This window comes from Candidatus Acidulodesulfobacterium sp. H_13, assembly GCF_048541835.1.
Classification (GTDB): domain Bacteria; phylum SZUA-79; class SZUA-79; order Acidulodesulfobacterales; family Acidulodesulfobacteraceae; genus QIJE01.
In genome coordinates this window covers 574,346-597,977 of record NZ_JBLEOY010000002.1, presented here as the reverse complement: position 1 = coordinate 597,977, position 23,632 = coordinate 574,346, and the positions used below count along the sequence as shown (strand labels likewise).

18 protein-coding genes are annotated in these 23,632 nt (G+C 38.6%); all 18 read right to left on the bottom strand.

The genetic code is table 11. The features are described 5' to 3' along the window. Positions 1–122 precede the first annotated feature (122 nt). The gene (locus tag ACMCNP_RS07395; protein ID WP_419315878.1) at positions 123–389 is read right to left on the bottom strand and encodes an SHOCT domain-containing protein; all 267 of its coding nucleotides are present in this window, start codon (positions 387–389) and stop codon (positions 123–125) included. A gap of 52 nt (positions 390–441) precedes the next feature. Then, the gene (locus ACMCNP_RS07390) at positions 442–1,059 is read right to left on the bottom strand and encodes an N-acetyltransferase (RefSeq protein ID WP_419315876.1); all 618 of its coding nucleotides are present in this window, start codon (positions 1,057–1,059) and stop codon (positions 442–444) included. Next, a complete protein-coding gene (recN, locus tag ACMCNP_RS07385; protein ID WP_419315873.1) occupies positions 1,052–2,752 on the bottom strand; it encodes a DNA repair protein RecN in 1,701 nt (566 codons plus the stop codon). The genes ACMCNP_RS07390 and recN overlap by 8 nt, the downstream gene beginning before the upstream one ends. A gap of 44 nt (positions 2,753–2,796) precedes the next feature. Continuing rightward, entirely contained in the window at positions 2,797–3,645 is an 849-nt protein-coding gene (locus tag ACMCNP_RS07380) for an NAD(+)/NADH kinase (protein ID WP_419315870.1), read from the bottom strand. Positions 3,646–3,667: 22 nt separating this feature from the next. Beyond that, complete coding sequence (locus tag ACMCNP_RS07375; protein WP_419315867.1) at positions 3,668–5,602, bottom strand: aconitate hydratase; 1,935 nt, start codon at positions 5,600–5,602, stop codon at positions 3,668–3,670. A gap of 102 nt (positions 5,603–5,704) precedes the next feature. Then, the gene (locus ACMCNP_RS07370; RefSeq protein WP_419315864.1) at positions 5,705–7,258 is read right to left on the bottom strand and encodes a DUF445 family protein; all 1,554 of its coding nucleotides are present in this window, start codon (positions 7,256–7,258) and stop codon (positions 5,705–5,707) included. Continuing rightward, on the bottom strand, positions 7,258–8,559 hold the full coding sequence (locus ACMCNP_RS07365) for a sugar transferase (protein WP_419315862.1): 1,302 nt from the start codon (positions 8,557–8,559) through the stop codon (positions 7,258–7,260). Before ACMCNP_RS07365 ends, ACMCNP_RS07370 begins: the two co-directional genes overlap by 1 nt. Positions 8,560–8,655: 96 nt before the next feature. Continuing rightward, positions 8,656–10,038: an O-antigen ligase family protein gene (locus ACMCNP_RS07360; RefSeq protein WP_419315859.1), complete on the bottom strand. Its 1,383-nt coding sequence runs from the start codon at positions 10,036–10,038 to the stop codon at positions 8,656–8,658. A gap of 51 nt (positions 10,039–10,089) precedes the next feature. Continuing rightward, entirely contained in the window at positions 10,090–11,676 is a 1,587-nt protein-coding gene (locus tag ACMCNP_RS07355; RefSeq protein ID WP_419315856.1) for a glycogen synthase, read from the bottom strand. A 63-nt stretch (positions 11,677–11,739) separates the two neighbouring features. After that, a complete protein-coding gene (locus ACMCNP_RS07350) occupies positions 11,740–13,866 on the bottom strand; it encodes an alpha-amylase/4-alpha-glucanotransferase domain-containing protein (protein WP_419315853.1) in 2,127 nt (708 codons plus the stop codon). Further along, positions 13,841–15,640, bottom strand: a complete 1,800-nt coding sequence (locus ACMCNP_RS07345) for a glycoside hydrolase family 57 protein (RefSeq protein ID WP_419315850.1) — start codon at positions 15,638–15,640, stop codon at positions 13,841–13,843. Before ACMCNP_RS07345 ends, ACMCNP_RS07350 begins: the two co-directional genes overlap by 26 nt. 26 nt (positions 15,641–15,666) lie before the next feature. After that, positions 15,667–17,364 carry a glycoside hydrolase family 57 protein gene (locus ACMCNP_RS07340; protein ID WP_419315848.1) on the bottom strand — a complete coding sequence of 566 codons (1,698 nt, stop codon included), beginning with the start codon at positions 17,362–17,364 and terminating at the stop codon, positions 15,667–15,669. A gap of 39 nt (positions 17,365–17,403) precedes the next feature. Further along, a complete protein-coding gene (locus ACMCNP_RS07335) occupies positions 17,404–18,579 on the bottom strand; it encodes a hypothetical protein (RefSeq protein WP_419315844.1) in 1,176 nt (391 codons plus the stop codon). A 77-nt stretch (positions 18,580–18,656) separates the two neighbouring features. Beyond that, a complete protein-coding gene (gene panC, locus ACMCNP_RS07330) occupies positions 18,657–19,502 on the bottom strand; it encodes a pantoate--beta-alanine ligase (protein WP_419315842.1) in 846 nt (281 codons plus the stop codon). After that, positions 19,499–20,782: an amidohydrolase family protein gene (locus ACMCNP_RS07325; protein ID WP_419315839.1), complete on the bottom strand. Its 1,284-nt coding sequence runs from the start codon at positions 20,780–20,782 to the stop codon at positions 19,499–19,501. The genes panC and ACMCNP_RS07325 overlap by 4 nt, the downstream gene beginning before the upstream one ends. Positions 20,783–20,784: 2 nt before the next feature. After that, on the bottom strand, positions 20,785–21,144 hold the full coding sequence (gene panD / locus ACMCNP_RS07320; RefSeq protein WP_419315836.1) for an aspartate 1-decarboxylase: 360 nt from the start codon (positions 21,142–21,144) through the stop codon (positions 20,785–20,787). Positions 21,145–21,169: 25 nt separating this feature from the next. Then, a complete protein-coding gene (locus tag ACMCNP_RS07315; protein WP_419315833.1) occupies positions 21,170–21,997 on the bottom strand; it encodes a nucleotidyltransferase domain-containing protein in 828 nt (275 codons plus the stop codon). A gap of 146 nt (positions 21,998–22,143) precedes the next feature. Continuing rightward, on the bottom strand, positions 22,144–23,625 hold the full coding sequence (gene glpK, locus ACMCNP_RS07310) for a glycerol kinase GlpK (RefSeq protein ID WP_419315830.1): 1,482 nt from the start codon (positions 23,623–23,625) through the stop codon (positions 22,144–22,146). Positions 23,626–23,632 lie beyond the last annotated feature (7 nt).

Here is a 23,632-nt window from a genome sequence, read left to right as displayed (position 1 = left end):
CTTTTAAGATAAAATTTAAATAAATTATTTACTTGATTTCAAAATACTACCACTAAAAATATAAAAAGTCAAGCAACATTACATTGCCGTTTAAATATTGTCCGGAAAACAATCCTATATTTTTAGCCGGAAATATCCTTCTTTATTCGTTCATATTCCTCTTTTGTAATTTCTCCCTTGGCATAACGCTTATTTAATACGTCTAATGGAGATTCCGAATGATCATGACGGCGGCTATGATGCTCATGATCGTGCCTGTGTTTGTAATAGTGTCTCCCCCTTAACAAACCGCCGTGACCGAAAACTATATAGACTACGATTAATATTGCTATTATCCAGATGATCGGAAATATCCACATTCCAATTCCCCAAAAAAAATGAGATCCCATATTGTATTCTCCCGATATTAAAATATATTAGCATGAACTCGTAAAAAATTATTTACAATTTTAACATTACCGCCGTTTCGTCACAGTCCGGAAATTTAACGCAATTCAGACAATCGCTCCATATTTTATGAGGCAGTTCGGATTTGTCGATAACGCTAAAATCTAATTTCTTAAAGAATTGAGGCTTATAAGTGAGGGCAAGAATGCCCGTTATTTGAAAAAACTTTGCCTCCTCAATACATTTCTTTACGAGCTCGGTTCCTATAAGTTTTTTGGTATACGGCCTTTTTACAGCTAAAGACCTTATTTCGGCAAGATTTTCCCACACTATGGTAAGCGCGCATGCCCCTATGATATTGTTTGAGCCCGTTTCATCGCAATTTTCTATTTCGGCAATATAAAAATCCCTCAGGTGTTCGTATATATCGCTCATTGAACGCGGAAGCATTTCTCCCGCCTTAAAATATTCAGAAAAAAGGGCGTAAAGCGGCTTTACGTCGCACATTAGCGCCTTTCTTAAAATAACCTTAAAAATATTAGAACCGCCACTGTTTTCATTGCGATAAGTATCCCCCTGCGAATTTCTTAAATCATGTTTAATTTCTATTTCGGAAGGATAAAAGATAGAGCCTCCCCCTCCCTCATACCTTTGCCTGCCGGTCTTATACAATAAAACCCCTCCTTCTAAGGATTTCTCTTGCGTGTCTGATTGCGGCCTCGCCCTTCGTATCGCCGGAAAGCATCCTGGCAATTTCTACAACCCTTTCCGAAAAGGAGAGTTCTTTTATCCTTGTATATGTTTTTTCGTCTACAACCTCTTTGTAAACAAAAAAATGCTTATCCGCAAACGAAGACACTTGCGCAAGGTGAGTTATAAGAATTACCTGATTAATCTTAGAGATAGATTTAAGCGTCTCGCCCACAAAATTTGCGACATCTCCGCCTATGCCTGCATCTATTTCATCAAATATGAAAGATGCCGAGTCCCTTTTTGTATTTAAAATCTTAAGTATACATAAACTGACTCGCGAAAGCTCACCACCTGAAGCAGCTTTTGACAAAGGCTTTGGGCTTTCGCCGGGATTTGCCGAAAACATAAAAACGCACTTGTCCAAACCGGTCTCGAAAAAACCCTCTTCAAACGGTTGCATGGTCAGCTCCATCTTGAAAACAGGCTTGATCCCAAGGAATAAAAGTTCACTTTCTATCTCTTTTTCCAAGATAACGATGGCTTTCACTCTCCTGTCGTGCAAATCATTGGATACTTTGAGAAATCTTTCCTTTAAATCTCTTAAATCCGTCTCCAGCACGGCAACCTGTTCTTCTAACCCGGACATATCGTTCAATTCTTTTTTCGCTTTATCGTAAATATTTAAAAGTTCTTTTAAATCAGAAGCGCCATATTTACTTTCAACGCTTATTATATTATCTATTTTTAGTCTTAACGCGTTTAGTCTTTCTTCGTCGAGTTCAAAGCTGGAATATTTTTCCAATGATAAAAGAATATCGTCAAGCAAGACTTTAACGGTTTCGGAATTTTTAAACTCCTCTTTTCGTTTAAAATTTGAATCCAGCTCCGATAACTTGGCAAGATTGGATATTAATGGGCTTAAATTCTTTAATATGCCATATTCCTCATTGTCTATTAAATTTATCGAAGATAAAATATAGTCCTTTATGCTGTTAATGTTTTCAAATCTTTTAAGCTCTTCCCGTATAGCGTAGTCATCGTTTTCGCATTTTATTTCAAGTTTTTCAACATCGCTCGTAATATATGAATTAATAATCTTTATTCTTGATATCTCATCTATCTTCTGTTTTATATTATTTCTTTCCGTTTCTTTCCGTTTTATTTCATTATAAAGCCCTGCGACTAATGCCGATAATTTTTGATTTTGAGCAAACTCATCCAAAAAAGCCAGCTGACTATTCGGATCTATTAGAAAACGCCTATCGTTTTGTCCGAATATTTTTACCAAACTTTCACTAATCCGCTCCGGTGCATTTTTACCGACCGGTTCGTTGTTTATAAAATATTTACTCTTTCCGGTACTCGCAACCGTTCTTTTTATAATTATATCTTCGACACCTTCTGCTTCAATACCTATTTTTTTAAGAATATCCGATAAATCAGCTCTCGCATCTCTATTCTCCATATCAAACAATGCGCTTACGGAGCCTTCTTTCTTACCGGTTCTTATTATACCTGGACCCTTCAATCTTCCGAACAAAAAATTTATTGATTCTATTATGATACTTTTTCCGGCTCCGGTCTCACCGCTCAAAACGTTTAATCCGACGCAAAAATCTATCTCTAAATAATCTATCGTGGCAAAATTTTTTATATATATTTTTTTTAACATTGCCAGAAACGTTTCATTGAAATTTATCTTTACTATCGCACCTATTACCAGTTCAATTTCGTTCTCAATATATTCCAGTAATCGTAGTCCAAAGATACGGACAAAAAAACATTTAATGCACGTTTCTTGATTATCACTTCATCGCCGTCTCTAAGTTTCATGCCGTCTCTACCGTCGGCTGATATAAAAATATCTCTCTTCTGCGGTAAAATTTTTATTTTTAACGTGCATGGGCTTATTATAAGCGGTCTATTGGAAAACGTGTGCGGACAAATCGGGGTTAGAATAAAGGCGTTTATGTTCGGCTGAACTATAGGTCCTCCTGCCGATAAAGAATAGGCGGTAGAACCGGTAGGCGTACCGACGATAAGCCCGTCCGCTCTAAAATCGTTAAGCCAAACATCGTCAACATAAACGGTCAAATCGATAACCCTTGCGTGAATGCTTTTTTCTCTTGCTATAGTCGCTTCGTTTAAAGAAACTAATTGTTTCACAGATTTGCCCCTTCTAAATACCTCAATATCTAATGTCATTCGGGGAACAAATTCAAGCGAACCGTCTAAAAAACTATTAACCGCCTCTTTTGTTTGACGCTCCGGGATTTCCACGAGGAAACCCAATGTTCCGAAATTTATCCCTATAACTGGTATCGCAAGTGGAAAAATCTTCCCTAAAGTAATTAAAAGAGTCCCATCTCCGCCACAAACCACGACAAGACCTACGTTATCGACATCGGCGGCAGTTATATCCATGCTCGGCATTACCGATCCTTCGATACCATTCAGCTCAAACAACCTGTAAACATATTTTGCCGACTTTAATGCTTCCTCGGCGTCTTTTTTATAGGAAATGAGAACTCTTCTAATATTCTTATTAAATTCCGATGCAAACATTAAAATTAAAATTGTCTAATTTCTATCCGCGAGCCTTGGTTGCATTTAATAATCCGCCTTCTTTAATTATTTTAACCTGTCTATCGGTCAAATTATACTTAAACTTATATTCCTCGTTATCTTTAGTCACATTTAAAAATAGGACAGGCTTACGGTCGTTAAGTTCTTTTAAAATGTCGAGTGCCTGAAGTTTATCTCCCTGCCTTATTCTATCATAATCGGAAGGGTTTTCAAATATTAGAGGTAAAATACCGAAATTAATAAGATTGGCAAAATGAATTCTTGCAAAAGACTTTGCTATAACAGCTTTTACACCTAAGTACATAGGTGCAAGCGCGGCATGCTCCCTACTGGAACCCTGCCCGTAGTTTTCACCGCCAATTACAAAACCGCCTTTTTCCTTTAATGCCCTTTCCGAAAAAGTAGGATCGATAGACTCAAAAACATATTTTGATATCGCAGGTATATTAGACCTTAAAGGGAGTATCTTAGAACCCGCAGGCATTATATGATCGGTAGTAATATTATCCCCGACCTTTATGAGAACCTTCCCTGTTAAAGATTCCGGAAGCTTTTGCCGTATAGGGATAGGCTTAATATTGGGACCCCTATAGACTTCGACACCTTCAGGATCAGTAGCCGGCGGAAGTATCATGGAATCGTCTATATAAAATTTTTCGGGCATCTTAATTTCGGGGGCTTTTCCAAGACTTCTCGGGTCGGTTATATGCCCCGTCAATGCGGATGCGGCGGCCGTCTGCACGGAGACAAGATAAATTTTTGCGTCCTTCGTTCCGCTTCTGCCTTCGAAATTACGGTTAAATGTTCTTAGAGAAATTGCACCCGATCGCGGAGCCTGACCCATACCTATACACGGACCGCATGCGGACTCAAGTATTCTGGCGCCCGATGCAATAATATCGGCAAGAGCACCGTTTTCGGCTATCATCTCAAAAACCTGCCTTGAACCCGGAGATATCACGAGGCTGACATCCGGATGAACCTTTTTGCCTTTTAATATTCCGGCTACGGTCATCAGATCGGAATAAGAAGAGTTAGTGCAGCTTCCTATGGCAACCTGGTCAACCTTTATATCCTGTAATTCACTTACCGTAGCAACCTGGTCCGGCATATGCGGCTTAGCTGCAAACGGTTCCAATGAGCCCAAATTTATATTTATGACCTCGTCGTAAACTGCATCTTCGTCCGCGGCAAGAGGAATATAATCATTTATCCTTCCCTCCGCTTTTAAAAATTCCATAGTTTTTTCATCACTGGGAAAAATAGACGTAGTAGCCCCAAGTTCGGCACCCATGTTGGTGATAACTGCCCGTTCCGGCACAGTCAAACCGGTAACTCCCTCACCGCCATACTCGAAAATTTTTCCTACGCCGCCCTTTACCGTAAGTCTCCTTAATAGCTCAAGTATTACATCCTTAGCGGAAACCCAGTCTTTAAGTTTTCCGGAAAGCATTACTAAAACAACCTTGGGAACGGTCATATAAAATGCCCCCCCACCCATTGCAACGGCAACGTCTAACCCTCCGGCTCCTATGGCGATCATCCCGACACCTCCGGCAGTCGGAGTATGACTATCCGAACCTAAGAGCGTCTTCCCCGGAATACCGAATCTTTCTAAGTTAACCTGGTGGCAAATTCCGTTGCCGACTCTGGAATAAAATATACCGTATTTTGCCGCAACCGTTTGAAGAAATCTATGATCGTCGGCATTTTCAAAACCGGTTTGAAGAGTGTTGTGATCGTTAAAACTGACCGATAAGTCGGTCTTAACCTTAGGCGTTCCGATGGCTTCGAACTGAAGATACGCCATAGTACCGGTCGCATCTTGAGTAAGCGTTCTGTCTATTTTTATCGCAATTTCCTTACCGACCTTTCCTTCTAAATCACCCTCTACAAGGTGTGCGCTTAAAATTTTGTTTGTTACACTCATTCCCATAAGTTAACTACCTCCCTACTTGATTAATTAATGTTAATATTAAAATAAAAAATTATCAATAATTATTTTATGTATGAAAATTAAACATATGTTATAGGCGTTTTAATGAACTACCTTCAAAAGTAAACCTATGAGAGCAATAAACACGCCTACGACAGAGCCCACTATTGCCCCGTTTATCCTTATATACTGCAAATCATTACCTATTTTAGATTCTATTTGACTCGTCAATTTTTTATGGTCTAAACTTTCCAGGTATCTCCGCACTAATTTTCCTATTACGGCATGATTAACTTTCATTGCATATATGGTTTTTCCTCGAAAAAAACTATTAATTTCGTTACTTTTCTGCAAAGCCTCGCCGCGAATCAAATTTAAACCATAATCAAATTTTTCCTTAAATAAACTTTTATTGAGTATGTACAGCTTATTATTTTCTATTATCATCTTAACGATATTTAAACCGGCGGTAATAAGCCAATCTTTGATCGGTTTGTCAAATTGGTCCATGACATCATTGCCTTCGGATTTTATGAAATTTAATAACCGTTTCTTTGTAAATTCTTTCCCTCCGCCGCTGTCCAAATAATTTATCAAATAACTTTTTAATCTGTCCGAGTTTTTATGAATAATGTCTTCGATGCCATTTAATATCTGATTGCGCATTCCCTCATCCGGATTATCGACGAAGTTTAAAACATAATCCCTTATCTTTATCCGCGTATCGTTTGACGGATTACTTTTTATGTCTTCGATATAGCCCTTCATTCTTGCAATAATTTCGTTCGACAAAAGTTCGATATCTAAAACATTGGTCTCCTGGGCGACAAATATCATAATTTTCTTCATGAACGAGTCGTCCTTATATTTTTCTATTACTTCTTTTATGTGTCTTCTCAGTAACGGCTCATTTTCATCTATGGTCAAATTAACAAAGCCGCACAAACTGACAACGATATTATCGAAATTATCGTTTATTATTTTTCTTCCGGAAACGCTTACGGAGCTTATTATCTCTTCAGATGATGACTCTACAATATCTTTTACCGCAACCCCCGTATTATATTCGGATATGTAATTTTTAATGTAACTTACTAAAATTTTATAGGTTTTATCAAAGTCATCCCTTTCTATAAACAACGTTATACCGTTAATAATTCTTGCCGATAAATCATTGAATAAATCCTCGTTCAAGGCCCGCCCGATTTTATCATTTACAAACCGGTTAAACTTATCCGTTTTAGAATATTTCAAGAACTTGATAAGATATTTCCGCGAGTAAAATATCAGCTTTTTATTATATTTATCCTTTTCTAAGGTTTTTATGATAATGCCGTAAAAGTCTATTTTATTTATCTCTGCCCCAAGAAAATTTTTACCGAGCCACGTATCGTTGACCGTATTGCTTACCGTGTTTATAAGTTTTTCCCTGTTATTTTCGATAATATTAGTGTGAGGGATAGGGATATTAAGTGGATGTCTGAATAAAGCGGTAACCGCAAACCAGTCTGCAATTCCGCCAATCAACGCAGCCCCTGAGGCTCTTCTGAGTATATAAAACCATACGTCCGACACATCGACTAAAAAAGTACTTATAAAAATGAGAAAAGCAATTAAGAGAAAAAGATTCGCAAGAACCTTATTGTCGTGTTTCATTATAGCGCCCCCTTAGTAAATAAGACTGCCGGCACCGTTTTTAAGAGAATCACAAAATCAAGTTTTAACGACCAGTTGTCGATATATTCCAAGTCTAATTTTACCCTATCGTCAAAACTCAGCCTGCTTCTCCCGCTAACCTGCCATAGACACGTAATGCCCGGCTTCATAGAAATTCTTCGTCTTTGTCTTATTGAGTATTTTTTGACCTCATCCGGCATCGGCGGGCGGGGACCGACAAGGCTCATGTCCCCCCTTAAAACATTATAAAGTTGAGGGATTTCATCCATGCTCGTCTTCCTTGAGAATCTCCCTATCATTGTAATCCTGGGGTCATCCTTAAGTTTTATCTCTATGCCGTCTTTACTGTATTTTTCTATCAAAACGGCCCTAAGCTCATCGCTGCCTACATACATTGTTCTAAATTTATAAAACGTAAAAAGCCTTCCGTTTTTCCCGACCCTTTTACTTTTATACAGGACATGCCCTTTAGATGTTAATTTAATCAAAATTGCCGTAATTACCGCCGGTATAAAAAATATTATCATTGCGATAATAGAACCGAATATATCCGTGAGCCTTTTTATAAAAAGTCTGATTTCGTCCTCAGGGGCGGTATAGAACGAAATAACGGGATATCCCCCTATTTTTTCGAAGGCAATCTTAGAATATTTAAACGGTATAAAATTGCTTATAATCTTAACCGTTATCCCTTTTTCTTCAAGAAGAAGGGATATGTCTCTTATGTCTTCTACCTCGTCGCTTTTAACGTTAAATATTACCTCGTCCACCATATTATTTAAGACAAAATCATCTAAGTCTGCTAAATCCCCTTTTTCCATTTCTTTAATAAGTCTTATCCCAAGATATTCCTGAGATTCAATCGACTCCTTAAGATTCATGCCGATTACCCTACCGGCGGGATCGCCGTTAACGAGCACGACGTTTCTCATAGAATAGCCACTTCTTTTTAAGCTTTTTACGAGTTTTCTTCCGGCATAATCTGCCAAAATCAGCGATAAGAATGAATAAACCGCAAAATATCCTATAAAAAGTCTTGAAATATATGTTATTTTAAACATGAATAAAACGGCGTAAATTAAAAATACCGCTATGACCGTTATTTCAAAAAACCTTGGGATATCGGCCTTAAAATCCTCTATATTAAGGTTTAAATACATTCTAAAAACAAAAAGAAGAAGATAAAAAATGATGCCGATAGGGATTAAAAGCCAGAGATAGTCTGTAATACCGTACAGCTTATAACCGATAGTCAGAGGGCTTATCAAATCATAGGTCATAAACGCAATAAAAAAACTTCCACACAAAAAAATGAGGCTTAAAATATAAAGATATTGCGCAAGGATTTTACTTCTCTGTGATAGCATTTTTTAGTTTTAAAGATCCTTTGATTTTAGTTTTGATTGACGGAGGGGCAGTAAGACCGCAGCCGCAAATATAGCCAAGAAAAAAAACCACAGGTTTGTAATCTCGTCGTTAGACATATTGGAAACTCCAACGAAAGAGCCGTAAAAAACTATATCGGCACCGAGCGTCATCGCTGCTATTTTTAGTTTAAATCTGTCATCTGTATTCATAAAAAGCTTAAGTGGCCTTTTTAAGGCAAGAAAAAAAAGCCACATTAATGCGATAAAGCTGAATATTCCGGTCTCCGCCAAAGTCTGCATATAACCGTTTTCCGGCCAGTTATCATATAAGTCGTAAATTTTTTTGCTGGTTTTAGGATTATAATACCACGGAAAATGAACCTCTTTGTGCTCGTCAAAATATTTAGAGAATGCTCCAACCCCCACGCCTGTCAGCGGAAATCTCTTAAATACCGCCCATGCGGATTCTACTAAAGCGATATGGCTTTCTATATCGCCGTGATGCCTTAGCTCAAGTTTATAAACTTTAGGGTTAAACATAGAGAAGATCCTGCCTTTAAATGTTTTAGAGACGGAAAAAAAACCTATATTTAAAACCAAAATTAAAACTAATACTATAAAAAAAAGTCTTTTAGACTTTAGATACATCAACACAAAAATCGCAGGTATAATGCCTATCCATGCCGACCTTGCCTTTGATAACACAATATCGAAAAATCCCGCTAAAACTATAATACCGAATACGGCATTCATCGCAAGTGAAGCTATCTTTTTCCTTAAAAAGTCACGCCTGCCGTCATCCTGTTTAGTAAAATTTACGAGGTAATAAGCTATTATGGCCGTCAAACCGTATGAAACCTGAACAGGAAAACCCGTCCAATTGCCTGTAAGTCCGGTTAATCTACTCGGCGAATTGATAGCGTTTATAAAGAGCCCCTGAAAAAAACCGTAAATTATTGCAATGCTTATCGAAAAAATAAAGGTATTGACCATAAGATCTATTCTTTTTTTTGTGCTTAAAAGACCGACCGCCGCAAAAAAGAACATAACGAAATAAACTATTTCGCCGCCTTCATTAATACTGCCCCCAACGCTGTGCGTCCATAAGAGAGAGGCCGCTACGATACCGCTATATATTAAAATAGGTATATTAAAACCCGTCTTCGGTATCTTGGCATCCCTTTTTGCTATCCTGTAGGCAATGAAAAAAATAATGGCATCGACCATACCAAAAATAGCAAAATCGTCCTTAACGGGTATAAAAAGCGCAAATAAAAAAAGCCCGAACAGCCCCGCCTTTTCAAAAAAATCACTTAATCCCGGCTTTTTTATAGCAAGCAAAACTAAAATCGCGCAGGACAGCAATATCGATATTATTTTAACCAAAAGCAAAAAATTTAACTCCAACGTCCCCGTTTTATACTATAAAATAATACTTGTTATTTATAATAAAGAATAATAAACATCTTCATAAACTTTAGCCGAATCGTCCCAGCCGAAGCACCTATTCGCGGAATTAACGATAAGAGAGCACCATTTTCCGATATCGTCGCTTATGTAAAAGCCGTATAATTTATCCAACGCCCATGAAATGCCGGCCGCATCTACGTATTTAATAAGTATTCCGGTCGGTTCTTCAATATTATCGTCCGAGATATCGGAAACCGTATCGTGAAGCCCCCCCGTATCTCCGGCTGCAATTACACATCCATATCTCATGGCTATCATCTGCGATAACCCGCACGGTTCAAATTTTGAAGGCATAACAAAAATATCGGATGCGGCATATATTTTATGGGATAACGCCTCGTCATACTTTCCTATCCGGGCATATACCTTATCCTTGCAAACCTCCGATAAACGGCCTGCTTTTCTCTCGATATAATCCTCGCCGCTTCCGAGTATAACAACCTGAAACGGAAAATCATTCCAGTTAAAAAGCGCATCGAGAAGCTCGTTTATACCCTTTTCTTCGGCTAACCGGCTTACTATCCCTATAAGAGGAAAAGGAACTCCGTTTTTGTCTGTCTTTACCGGCATAGAGATTTCTGAAAAAAGTGCCCTTTTATTTTTGAGCTTAAAATTTTTCCACTCTTTATAACTCTCAAGATTATACCTATTTTTTTTCAAATTTAAATTATAATATATAAAATTGTCGGTTTTCGGATTCCAATAGTCTAAGTCTATCCCGTTAAGTATCCCCTTCAACCTGCCCTCATCCTTAAGATTTTTTAACTCTCCGTCAAGCCCGAAACCGAAACTGTGAGTAGTAATCTCGGATGCATATGTAGGACTCACCGTAGTTAAAACATCGGAAAGTTTAATTCCGCCCTTTAAACTGTTAATTGTCCCGAAATGTTCATAGGCAAAAGACGAATTATATTTAAAATCTAAACCGATGTCGTAAAAATCATCGATACCGTAAACCCCCTGATATCTAAGATTATGTATAGTAAAAACCAAAGCGGGCCTCAGTCCCTTTGCGTTTATGTGTTTACTTAACTTTGTACTCAAGACACCGGCTCCTTCTACATGCACCCTTTTGTCGCCTAACGTCTGCCTGACAACCGCCGGAACAAAGCCTCCCGACCAATCATGAGCATGAACCACAAGCGGAATTCCCAATATCTTCATAGCGTAAGCCGTTCCGTGAGCAAGCATCGCAAAACGCCATAAATTATCCTTGTATCCCTCAGCGCCGCCGTGTGCTCCGTAAACCTCTTCACGGTTAAAAAAATGCCCCTGCTCTATTAAGACCAAAGGAATACCACCCGAAGCAAAACCGGTCTTCACTCCGAATTCAAAGGGAATTTCCCCGAAATTTACTGTTCCGGCGGGATAGCTTTTTTCTACTTCCATCAGGTCTTTCGGAATTATATTTTTATAATAGGGAATAACAACCCGCACGTTCATCCCTGCTTTTAATAGCGCCTTAGGCAGACTGCCCATTACGTCGCCCAGACCTCCAGCTTTAACTAAAGGTGCCATTTCCGCTCCGACAAACCATATTTCGTTGTTAAACTGTCCCATTTTTTATTCCGTCCCATTTCCGCACGGTTCTATTAATTAAAACCGGACCTTTTTACCCGGCAATCAAGTAGCGTGACCTTCAATTTTTTCTATATTTATTATCATTATACTACTAAAATCCTCTTCCGGCGTTAAATTAAAGCTATACTCCAGCTCAATCCCCTGAAAAATACGCTCAAATCCTTTTTCGGATAATGAAATAGTAGTTACCGGTCTGAGAGCAAGGTTGTATTTTTCCAAAAATCCGCCTGACGCTCGATGTTTTACTATAATCTTTCCGCCCCAAAAAGAATCGCTTATATGTGCAACATTGTCCGCATCAGTATTAAATTCTTTTTCGATATAGTTATTCAATCCCCTTATTTCGCCGCCGATGTTAACGTTTACCGATGGACCGCTCCCCCCGGGAACGGCAAACCTCAAAATAATCCGTAAAATCCCTTTAATCCCGGGCTTAGAAGCCAATAGGATGTCAATTGAGTTACCTATTTTTATACTTAAGTTCGCAAAGGCTTTATTGGGATCATTGTCTGATTCCAAGCCGCCTTTTAAAAAACCCGGAGCCTTAACGGAAATAGACTTATTGACTTCGTCTTCTTCTATAAATTCGTTTTTAAAACAGAGTCGTCCGCCATTAAACGTCATCTCTAATGCCGGAAGTAAATCCGAATATACTTTTAAGTCAGATTCCGACAAATCTGAAGGATATTTTACCCCTTTATGAATCGTCTGGGGCGGGGTTCCGTCACGTTCCTTCCCGTTCCTTTCAGCGTTGCCTTTAAACTTTGAAATATCATACTCGTCATGAAGACAAAAAACATCCCCAAGCGGCTGAATCAAGTCTTTTTCCATATAATCCAACGCAAGAAACGAGCCGGAAGATGGTTTATATATTATAAGCCAGTAATCATTAGAGAGTAAAATTTCCTTCTCTCCATCCATATCGAAGTCGTGTAGCTCTCTTTCTATACATTTTTTAATCCCGTCTTTATACAATACGTACGATTTTATAAGGGCATTGCGGATAGACCTTCTAAGATGAGGGAGATAAATTCCGCCGAATACCCCGTGCCAATATGCATCGTTAGCCTGAGATTTTAAAAGTTCTTCCGACGCTTCCTTGAGATCTTTGTGATACGTCTTAACCGCATAATCTATTTTACGACTTAAATGCAACATTCTTTTATGGAACAAATTTGCTTCCGGATACCTTGTCAAAAAATTATGCCATATCCCGCCGCACAAAGGCGCCGATGAATCTTTGGACTTTATAATCTCATAGTAATGTCTTTTTTTTGCCGACAGCGTCCACTCGCCCATTTCCCTATAACTCGAAGCAGGCAGATATACAGGCGTTCTTTCGGTTGTATTACCTATGATACGCGATGGGAGCTCAAATTTAACCGGAGGATTATTTTCGCCCGGGTTTATTAGATTTATAAAATTATCTAACCAGCCTTTTTTGCCGTCTTTGCCGTAAACCCATTCATAAGTATCCGGCCATCCCCCCATTTTTTCGCCGTCGTCGAACATAACGGAAAGGGCGGATAACCTTCCGTTTACATATAAAACCTCGTTTAGAGACTCGTCCGGTTCGGCAAAAGGAAGCTTATACCGCAATCTCTCGTGTATAGGAAAAAGGTCTAAAAATTCCCCGTCATATTCCGTCCTAAAAATTTTATCCATGCCGCCCTTCGATATGCCTGCCTGAAAAAACTGAACATCGTCCAAAAAGGCATAATTTAACCCTGCATCCGTCAAATCTTTAATTATATCTACTTGCCAGACACGCTCTGTTATCCATGCCCCTTCCGGATATTTTCCGAAAAGTCTTTTTAATGCCCCGCTGAGCATCTCAAGCTGCTTCATTCTGTCGCCTTGCGGTATAGAAGCAAGTACGGGTTCATAGTACCCGCCGCCGATTAATTCTATTTCTCCCCTTTCAACCCCGCCGGCAATGATTTTTATTAATTCGGGGTCATTTTTTTCCCACCATTCAAGGAGCACTCCGGAGGCATGAAAGCAGAAATTGACGTTATATTGCGCAAGCGTCCTTATAAGGGGACTATATGATTTTTCGTGGATCTTCTTAAAAACGGAATCAAAATTTCCTATTGGTTGATGGCAGTGAAAACCTAAAATAAAGTTAACCATTATATTATCGTTAGTGCCCCCTTTGCATAATTCCACCTATTTCCGCTATATTTTTTTTTGTGGATGATAAAGATTCCGATATACATTCAGGAACCGGTTTGCCGGATATAATATAAATTTTTTCCAAGAGATTCCTAAATATCTTCTCCATGGAGGATTGAGAGGAAAGCGGGCTATCCTCTCCAAGCCACCAGAACCAGTCCGACCCCTCTGCCGCCATAAGATTCTTAAAGCCGGCTTCGATATTTTTCTTACTGATTTTTTTATTATTAACAGAATCTAAAAACTCGTTCTTTGCCTCGTTTAGCATCATCCATGCTTTATTTTTTCGTCCTTCGCCCACCCACATCCTTAAATTTCCGTTTACCCATGAACCCGGTATCATTCCGTCAAGCTTAAAACAGTTATCCGGTGTATCAGATTCACAAACTGCCAAAACTTCATCTATTAGTAAAGGGTTTATTTTAACGGATGAACTGATTAAGGAATAAAGATCGTTTAAAAAATAAAAGCCGTTTTCGTAGTAATATTCCCACGCATTCTCTCCGTCCAATATAACGGAAACTATAGAACCTTTATCGAAATCATCTATGGAATTAAGTTTATTTATCAGATCGTTAGCCGCATCGTCGCCACGCCACGCCCCATAGGTAAATCCGATCAAGTCCGAAAGCCCGGAATCTCTGAAAATTATCTTAAGACCGGTATCTTTCCAAGCGTAAACCCTATAAAGCGGCACGACATCTTTACCCCTATTAAACACGGGTTTGTGAACATCCATGCCGACGGATGAAGAAAGAAGTTCCTCGCCGCTTGCACAAATATTTATTCCGTATTCATTAAAAATATCAAGCGATTCCGAGGATATAGCCCCTTCGGAAGGCCATAGCGCCCTGATATTGCCACCACCGGATTTTTGACTGTAATAATGGTTCAACGAGTCCATATGCCTTCTTGCACTTTTATCTCCCTCTTCATACCTATCCATATGAACAGGCTCATAAGCGATGTCCATCATCTGGGCAGCAATAGCCCCGCTATGGACATCTAAAAGAAGGGGCATAATAGGATGGTAATGCGGGGAAAGAGTAATAAAATATTGTCCTTTTTCTTTTAAGTTTAATTCATCCAGTTTATTCTTCTCAATAAAATCCGGATATTCAGGAACGGAAGATGGAGCAACACCCCCCCTTATTCCCGGAAAACCGTAAAGCGTTAAGCCGTATTTCATCCACATAAGAAGCCTTTCGAGAAGCATTCTCCTGTCTTTCAAGGTATAACCGCTTCCCTTGGCGATAAGGAGAGATATGACAGGGTCGTATCTTTTCATCCATTCGCCGCACCAGGCAAGATGAAACCAGACGCAAAGGTCAAAGTAAAAGCAGTCGTTCAGGTAATAAAGATTTGCCTTAGACGATGCAATATCGTATAGTCTTTTATAATTATCAAAACGGCAAACCGTCCGTTCATAATTTGCCCATCTATAATGGACCGACATCCATAATTTTGTATCCTCGTCCAATTTTTTAAGGAGCAACGGCCTTAAGAATGGGTCCGGCAAGGCATAGGCCGCTTTATTGGGAAACATTTCGTCAAGTGCCCTTTCTATACGATAATTATAATCCTGCCACTCATCTATTAAAACCGGAGTAATGTTAATATTCGCCTTCATGCCCGGATTTGCAATTATATTTAAAGGCATGTCTATGTAGTCTTTTACGGCATGTAGATAAACCCACGGGAGCATAAACTCGCCGTTTATATCCCTATAATCGGGTTGATGCATATGCCACCATAGTACTAAATTCATCTAATTTACAATTCCTTCCTGAAAGGCTAACATATGTTTTTTCCGTATAGGACTCTTGCATCTAACCACGGAAATAAATTGTCTTTTTCCGATATATCGTCAAACCAATCTGCATTAAAGGACTCTTCTCCGGTTGACATCAGAATGCATCGTTTGGCTCTAACAAGATGTGACTTAACCCTTCTTTCTGCATAACTAACGGCTTGTCCGGTAGTAAGCATAAACGACCAGTCGCTGGATTGGGCCAAAACAAGCTCTCTTGCGGCTTGATTCAAAACTTTGGGATATTTTACATTATTATAACTGTTTTTGCAAATATCTATTAACTTTGATGCTAAATCCGATAAAAATGGCTGAATTACATCGTTTTTTTCGTTAAGCCATACCTCTGAATATCCGCCTCCGCCCCATGACGACGATGCCGGTTGAGCAATAAATATACCCTTCTTTCCGTTATTTTCGTTTATCTCTTTTAAGATATGCAGTGGGAAAGATGGTCCGACGTCGCCATATTTTTTAAACAATCCGTTGAGTTCGGTAAGCGTATGATCGGAAACATCTTTTGCTTTTGCCGATTTAATAAATCTGTTTTCGTTCATTCTTCTAAAAACGGATTCAAGCCACCACGGACCCTCGAACCACCAGTGACCGAAAAGCTCCGCATCGTACATGGACACTATGATAGGTTCGTCTATAAATTCTTTTAAATAACCCGATTGAATCTCCCTGCGATAAACAAACTGTCCTCCATGCTCATAAGCCTTGCGCTTCGCCGCTGAGGGCCTGTAAGCCTCTTTATAACTGCCTTTTCCGGTAATTGCATAATACTTAAGCCCCGTAAACGTCTTGATACTTCCATGCCGAAGCGGCGTAAGATGCGGCAAGTCTAAATCAAAACCGACGTCTCTGTAAAATTCCCTATAAATCGGAGTTCCGGGGTATCCTTCCTTTGAGGACCAGACCTGTCTCGAACTTTCAGGATCACGTCCGAACATAACGACTTTAGAAGGGGAAATGATGGGAGAAAAACATCCGTTTATCGGCGTAGGCTTTGCCATTTCTATACCGTGTTGATCTAAAAACGTATAATAAAGCCCATATTTTCTAAGAATTGCATCGAATCCTTCCGTATAACCGCATTCAGGCAGCCATATTCCCTTCGGAGTAATACCCAAGATGTTTTTATGGGCATCCACGCCCAACTCAATCTGTGCGGCTATCGCCTCCGGTTCCCCAACCATAGAGATTAAAAAAGCATGGGTAGCCGCCGATGTTATTATATCCAAGTGCCCCTTGTTAAAATGCTTGATAAACTCTCCTATGAGATATTTGCCGCCCCCGTTTTTTATTTTTTCGTACCAATTTTCATATCTACGCCTGTAAAACAACGTCACAGGATGAAAGTCAGGGTCTCCTTCCGTTCTGAAAGCCTCCTCGCCCAAAACCTTTAAGCGTACCCTTACATAGTCCTTTAACCTCTCGGATAATAAATCATCGTTCATCATGCTTAAAAGAGTGGGTGTCAGGGATATCGTAAGGTTATAAGGCACGTTATCGTTTTCGAGATTGTCTAAGGACTCTAATATGGACAGGTATGTCTCTGTAACCGCTTCAAAATACCATTCTTCCTCTAAATACCTGGAGCTTTCCGGATGCCTCACAAAAGGAAGATGAAAATGCAAAACAGGCAACCATTTCCCCGCTTTATCATTTTTGCCGTTCACTTTAAATTTCTCCTTTTCAGTCTTAAACCTTATATGTCGTCATTCATTTATACCGACACCGGAACTCGTGAAATCAACAGGGAGAGTCCTGCTTCCATGTATGTTTTCTGTGGCGCCTATAAGAACTATTTTTTTCGGTATTTTTCTTTTAGTGTCTAAATTCAATTCGGGCAGTTTTTTTATTAAACAATCCGGCGGCCAAATCGGACTTCTCGCCCTAAAAATAAACTCGTTCTTATCGTCTAAGTATCCAATCTCTACCCATGTCTGAGATAATTCAAAATTACCGGAAAAGATAATATATCTGCTGCCGGATAAACCGTCAAGTGCTTCGTACCACAGCATATTATCCCCCTCATATGCCCTAAGCGTAGGTCTTAAAACGGAAAAGGCCTGCTTTTTTTGCTTGAACCGCCAAACGACCTGTCTCACGTTGGGTTTTTGAAAGTATATCCTGACCCAATCGTTACGGCTTATTTCCTCCGGTTCGCCAACTTCTAAAACGGGAACATTTTCCGCCGGGCTTAACAGCCTCCAGTTTAAAGAGATTAAATCTACCTGCTCCTCCATATTGCTTTCAGTAACCGTTTTGCAAATTTCGGGTGGCTTAACGGCAAATTCCTCGGCACCTCGAACCACCTTTTTATTTTTACCTGCTTTAACGGCTTTTATTGCGGTATTTTCGGCTCTTTTTTCTTTATTCGAAGATTTTTTACTTTTTTCGGTAACTTTATTATATCCGCTCATGACTGTTTCCGCAAACTCACCGATTTTCCTGACGTTTTTCGGTTTTATAAATTCGCTCTTTACAACCTTATGTGAAACAAAATCATAGTTGAATATCTCGAAATGTAATAAATTTACGCCTTTCACATGCGTTAAGTTATAATTTACAATATTAACGCCAAAATCTTTTTCCATTTTTCTAAAAAACAATCCGGAAAAATCTATAAGCCGTTCTTCGCTTAACTTCGTTGATTTTAACCCTCCGGAAAGCAGAATAAACCCGTCAAAAACAGGATTAAACAGACTTGAAAGCCTTCTTTTATTAAACTTTACATTCTCATCCGTCGCCCTTCTTTTTAAATTTTCTACTAATCTTTCTTTCTTTTTTTTATCTGAAACCTTCGTATATATTATTTTATTTGTTTTATCGGTTTTTATTCCGGTTTTATCAATATTAAACACAATAACAAATTTAAAGCCGCTTTTCATTACCATCGCCTCTTCTAAAATAAATTATTTTTACCCGACGAATGAAGATATTACTATACTAAGTATATACTGAAAAACTACTTTTTCAATAGTGTCTCAAAAAAAATATTATCTATAAGCCTTACGCCCTTGAATTCTACGGCGGACAACATAATATCGCCGTTGCGAACGGATTGTTCTTTGATATTAAGGTCTTTATCCGTAATTTTAACGTAATCTACTTTAAATCCGTTTTTAATAAGTTTTTTTATGGCAAAAAAGACTAAATTTTCTCCCAATTTCTCTCCGGCGTTGAATAAATCTACCGTTTCCTTTAATGCCTTGTAAAAATTGCCTGCGATTCCCCTGTCGTAGTCGTTAAAATACGCATTTCTCGAGCTCATAGCGAGCCCGCATTTTTCTCTAACCGTTTTTACCGGAATGACTTTTACGTCAAGGAAAAAATCCTCCGCCGCCTTTTTAATCAATACGTATTGTTGATAATCCTTAAGTCCGAAAAAGGCAAAATTCGGCGTTATTATACAAAACAATTTCATTACTATAGTAAGTACCCCCCTAAAGTGATCTGTCCTGAACAAACCGCAAAGCCGGTCGGAATACTCGGGATTAATCACAAATGTAGCACTATTTTCAACTATATCTGCCGTAGGATAAAATAGATATTTTATGCCTAAATTTTTTAATATTTCGATATCCCTCTCGTAATCTCTCGGGTAGCTGTCGTAATCCTCGTCGGGAGCAAATTGCATCGGGTTGACGAATATGGAAACAATCGCTTCGCCATATTTTTTACCCTCTTCGATAAGCTTTATATGCCCTTCGTGAAGTTTGCCCATCGTCGGAATGAAAGAAACCGATCTCGAATATTTTTTTAACCCCCCGGAAACCCTCTTCATTTCAGCTATACTCGTTATTATTTTCATCGGATAACCCTTCCGTTTATTATAACGTCAACTATATCTGTTTTTTTAAGCGACAATATATTATCATAAATATTACCCTCGTTTATTTCTATGTTTTTATCTATTTTGAAAACGACGAAATCACAACTGCATGCAGATTCCAGCATACCCGTAACGTTCGGAAAAGAAAGCGCTCTCGCCCCATTGACCGTGGCCATTAAGAACAGGTCTTTGGATGAAACGTCGGTATGTATCTTTTTTGCATATTTAAGCTCATCTAAAATACTCAAAGACCTGTTTGAATATAGGCTGTCGGTCCCTATCGAGACCGAAATACCGCTCTCCAACACCTTTTTTAACGGAAGCTTTTTTGAATTAAAAAAAGCATTGCTCCTCGGACAGTGAATTATGCCGGCTCCCGAATTTTTTATGATCTCGATATCTTCGTCGTTGATCTCGTTGGCATGAATTATCGACACATCTTTATTTAAAATTTTTAAATAATTTAAATAAGATATGGGAGTCGAAAAGGTCTTTAACGGTTTCGAAAATTTACTCAGCTTAAATGCCGGCAAGAGATTAACGGCAATATCCCCGCCCATACCGGATACGAATTGAGTTTCAGCCGAATGTTCCGATGCGTGAACCGCCATCTTAAGTCTTATTTTCAAATTTTCTTTTATTATCTCTTTAAACAATTTTTCCGAAACGGAATATACGGAATGAGGCGAGATACCGGCTGAAAAGTATCCCCCGTTTTCCTTAACGGCATTTACGTATCGCTTATAAAACACCTTAAATTCACTTATTCTTTTAAGCGCATAATCCGGGTCGATACCCCTGATTTCGATAAACCCCTTAACCTTGGGAATAAGTTTGGACTTTAAAAGCAAATCATCCATATTATAGAATGAATCCTGTCCTATTATATCACCTATAAGCGTAGTGCCGCTTTTAACAAAATCTTTAAACGCCTTCAGCCTAAGCCCATTTTTGGCGGCAACGTCAAGAGATTTTCTTCTCTCTGTTAAAGAAGTAACCCATTTAGAAAATATTTTCGGCGTTTTATTATCCGGCTTAAAGGTGAGGTCGGTATGGGTATGGGAGTTGATGATACCCGGTATAATCAGCGTCTTGAAGCCTGGTGTCGATTTATCGACAAATTGATTTCTGCCGCCATTTTTACGAACGGATAAAATTTTACCCGATATCTCGTCCGCTATAAGTTCACCGTTTTTTACAAATGGCGGAGAAGAAAAAGGCGATGTAAAAATATAATCGGCAAAATACTTCTTGACCAAAGTTATTTTACCGCATCTTTTATGCGGTTTTTTTCGTCAACGTAAATTAATGCAGGTTTAAAGTCGTTTAGCTCGTTTTCATCATAAAGTCCAAAGGTGGCAATGATTATAATGTCTCCCATCCGAACCAAGCGGGAGGCCGCCCCGTTGACTATGACGTCTCCTGAATGCCTGACGGAGGGAATCGCATATGTCTCTAATCGATTGCCGTTATTTATATCCCAGATGTTAACCTTTTCGTAAGGAAGAATATGGGCTTTTTCCAATAGATCTTCGTCAATGGAGATAGAACCCTCATACTCAAGATTTGCATCTGTTACTTTAGCCCTGTGAATCTTAGATTTGAGTAATATTTTATACATAATACTATATATATTATTTTTATACTTAGCAGGCGTTATCTCTGCAGATTCTCATAACGTCGTTTTTAATCTTCGTCTCCATTTCTATGCGTATTTTGGCCATTTTTTCCTCTAATAAATCTATTTTGTTTTCAACGGAGGTACTCAATATGCTGCTCATTTTTTCTTGAATAATTTCCATATAGTCATTCTTGGTAATCTTCTTCTCGTTTATCTCCAATAAATAATCTTCAAAATCATTATAGATGGAATTTCTGCTTACCGCAAAAGAAAATTCGCCGGTTTTAATGTAATTATCTAATAAAAAAAGAATCCTTAGAGAATTTATCGCCTCTTTAATATCGTATCCGTATGTTTCTTTATATTTTAAGGTATTAGAAGTATACAGCCCCTTTTCCACATTTAATTTCTTGTTGCCGGCCATACCCATAAGGGCATTAAAGTTTCTCCTGAAATTTATTAGTATAAAATTCTTTATCCTATCAAGCATTTGCGAATTTATCATTTTTAAGACTTTAGAGTCCTTAACTTCAAAAATAGTTTCGCAAATTATAGGCTCTATAAATTTTACATTGCCTTTCATTGCATGACCGATATACTCGTTTATCGGCGTTATAAAGTAATCATACTCCTTTTCTATAACGGAAAATCTCTCGAATTTATTATTATAAAAATTATCGAATGTCGGATAATAAACTATAAAAAAATCAATATCGCTTTTATCAGTCTGCAAATTATAGTTCATAGAACCATAAAAACAGACAAAAGCGATATTGAGGTTTGAAACCTCTTTTTTTATAATATCCTTAAACACCTGAGATTCCGCAAAAACATCAAAACCGTTAAAATTCATTTATGCCTTTTTATTAATTTGCAGGATTTGCAAGATATTTTTTTGATTTAATTTCTGTTAATTCTATACTAACGGTCATATTGTACTACAATAAGAAGCCGAGTGTCAAAGCAAAAATAAACGCTGCGCCGTCTCCCCTCATTGCGCTAAGCCCATTTAAGCGATTTAGATACCGCCTTTTTCCACATGTCGTAACAGTTATTCCTAATTTTATCGTCCATAGCGGGATTATATGATTTTTCTATTTTTTTGAGATTATAAAGACCGCGCTCAGTCCAAAAACCCGTAGTTACCGCACTTAAACCGGCAATCCCGAGAGCGGTCATTTCCGTAAAAAATGTTTTTTCGACAACCATATTTAGAATATCGGATTGAAACTGCATCAAAAAATCGTTTTCGCTTGCCCTTCCGTCAACCCTCAATTTATACCCGGATAAATCAATCTCATCCCCGAGGGTATTTTTAAACTCCGCGATAACATCCATAGTTTGATATGCCAACGATTCCAACGCTGCCCTTACGATATGATCTTTAGTGGCGGCACCGGTTAAACCTATGATGAGAGCCCTCGCATCTGCATCCCATAAAGGCGCTCCGAGACCGGTTAGCGCAGGAACAAAATAAACCCCGCCGTTAGAAACCAATTTTTTTGCAATATCGGAAGATTCGCCCAAGGAGTTGATAAAATTCAGATTATCTTTTACATAGCGAATGATGGAGCCGCCGGTAAAAATGCTGCCCTCTAAAGCATAATGCGGCAGTTTATCTATTTTCCAGGCAATCGTCGAAACCAATTTATCGGAGTCGTAAATCTTACCGCCGGTTTCAATCATAACAAATAGCCCCGTCCCGTAGGTATTTTTTATAATGTTTTTTTCAAAACCGCATCGCGCGAAAAGCGAAGCCTGTTGATCGCCTAAAATTCCGATTATCGGCAAGGATTTTCCGGTTATTGTTTTTTCCGTATATCCGAAATTAAAATTACTGTTATAGACTTTCGGGAGAATCGACTCGGAAACACCGAAAATTTCAAGAAGCTCCGCATCATAGTCTAATGTCTTTATATTGTACAATAATGTCCTTGAAGCATTAGAATAATCCGTTGCATGGATTTTCCCCCCTGTCAGATGCCATAAAACCCAGCTATCGACGGTTCCAAAGGCTATTTCTCCTTTTTCAATCGAGTTTTTAACACCGGCAACATTATCCGTTATCCACTTAATTTTAGTTGCGGAAAAATATGGGTCCAAAAATAAACCCGTTTTTTCTTTCACGAGTTTGCTGTATTCGGTTAAGTCCCTGCAAGCCTTGGCCGTCCTCCTGCACTGCCAATTTATCGCATTATAAACCGGTTTCCCCGTTCTTCTGTTCCACAATATTACGGTTTCTCGTTGATTCGTAATTCCTATAGACGTAATTTCATAAGAGCTGCATTTTTCAATTATTTCTTTAAGAACTTTGACCGCCGAGTTTAAGATATCGTACGGATTTTGTTCAACCCATGCGGGTTCCGGATGAATCGGGGAAAATTCAGAATATGAAGTACAAATAGCACCGGCGCTTTTATCGAAAGCAATTGCCCTGCTTCCGGTCGTACCTATGTCTAATGCAATTACCACTCTTTCCATGGAATGA